The 1,787-nt window shown below is 69.5% G+C and carries 1 protein-coding gene; it reads right to left on the bottom strand.

Annotated features, from left to right (window positions below):
- A partial coding sequence (locus NKI06_RS30750) for an SDR family NAD(P)-dependent oxidoreductase (RefSeq protein WP_352987920.1) occupies nt 1–1,787 on the bottom strand: 1,787 nt, incomplete at both ends.

Genomic DNA, 1,787 nt, shown 5'->3' with positions numbered 1-1,787 from the left:
TGCGCGAACTGATCGAGGAGAACAGGCACAGAAAGTCCAGCGATCTGCCCGTCAACGCCTGCTGCAGCGCCAGCACGCCGGCGAGCTTGGGCCGCATCACCGCCTCGGCAAGGGCCGCCGTTTTGTTCTGGATCAGCCCCGACGGCGGCACCCCCGCTGCGTGGAACACGCCATGCAGCGCCCCGAACCGCGCGATCGCTGCCTCCACGACCCGCTCCATCTGTGCCGCATCGCCGACATCGGCCGACAGCACCAGCACGTCCGCTCCCTGCCGCTGCAGCGCCGCAACCCGGTCGTTCTGCGCGCCCACCTGCCGGCCAATTAAGACCAGTGACGCGCCGACGCTGCTGTGAAGATACTCGGCCACCGCAAGGCCGATGCCGCCGAGCCCTCCTGTCACCAGATAGACGCCGCCCGGCCGCAACCATCCCGGACCCGGCGCCGCGCCGGCCTGGAGGCGCACCGGCGTAACGTCCTCGGCCCAACGGTCGGCGCCACGCAGCGCAACCACCGCTACGTCGCTCGTGCGGCTGAGTTCGGCCACCAAGCGGTCAAGCCCGTCGGCCTGCGCCGCAACGACCACGTCCGCCGCCACGTCCACGATCCGGCACGTCAGGTGCTGATACTCCTGCGGCACCACAAGACAGGGCCCTATCGCAAGGGCCTTCGGCGCACATAGCGCATCCCCGCTCGAAACGTCCGCCAACTCGCTCGTCACCACGAGGATACGCCGCGACCGACCCGGCATCTCGCCGAGCGCTTGCGCCAGCGCCACCAGCGGATGGAAGCCGATGTCGAGCGAAGCCCGCGCCGGCTCCAGACCACGCTCCCGCCATGCCTTCGCCGGTTCGGCAAGCCCCAGATGCACCACCGTGTCGACCATCCTGCCCGCAGCCTCCACCTCGGCGAGCAGCCGACCATAGTCGCCACGCTCGCCAGGCCGCAGCCCGTAGCGGTCCTCGTCGAACCGCACGAACTCCTGACTTGGCACCCCGCGCACCACATGCACGCCGCACGCCGCAAGCCGGCGCGACAGGCCCTCGCTCAGCGCATCGTCGGCCCCCAGCACCAGCCAATTACCGCCCTCCGGCCGTGCCGCGGGCGCGAAAGCCCGCGTCCAGGAAGGCGTCCAGAACCAGTCCGCGATATCCTTGCGGAGCGGCAGTTCGGCCGCGAGCAATCCCTCCACCGATGAAGCGATCGACCCCGACACACCGGCACGTCCCCGCGTCTCGATCCAATAGCGCTGGCGCTCGAACGGATAGCTCGGCAGCGGCACTCGCCCGCGCTCCCGCCCAGCATGCAGGCCACCCCAATCAATCTGCGCACCCCGCAGCCACAATCTGCCGACCCTTGCGAGTAGATCGGCCTCGCCGCCGCCGTCCGCTGCGCTCTCCGGCCCCTCGCCCGATCCGCTTCCGGTCTTCTGCAACTGCAACCGCTCGCGGTCGACCGCTATCGTTACATCAGCCTGTGAGGGACCGGGCGCCGCCTCAAGCCCCACCCCGGACGACAGCCCTGCGACGGCATCCTCCACCGTCTGGCACATGAGTGCGAAGCGGTGCTCAAACTCCTTGCGGCCGACCTGGAGGGTATAGGCCACATCGCTCAGACGCGGACGGCGCGAACCCAGATGCGCAGCAAGCCGGCCGAGTGCGACGCCGAGCGCCGCCGCACTTCGCGCCGAAACGACCAGAAGATGCCACTCCCCAGTCGCCCCATCCACCTCACCTGCCTCGCACTGCTCTGGACACTCCTCCACCACAACATGGACGTTCGTTCCGCCC

Origin of the sequence: Mesorhizobium sp. M0772 (genome assembly GCF_040320135.1) — a bacterium.
Taxonomy (GTDB): Bacteria; Pseudomonadota; Alphaproteobacteria; order Rhizobiales; family Rhizobiaceae; genus Mesorhizobium.
The sequence above is the reverse complement of the archived record's forward strand: the minus strand, read 5'-3'. Positions and strand labels throughout refer to the sequence as shown.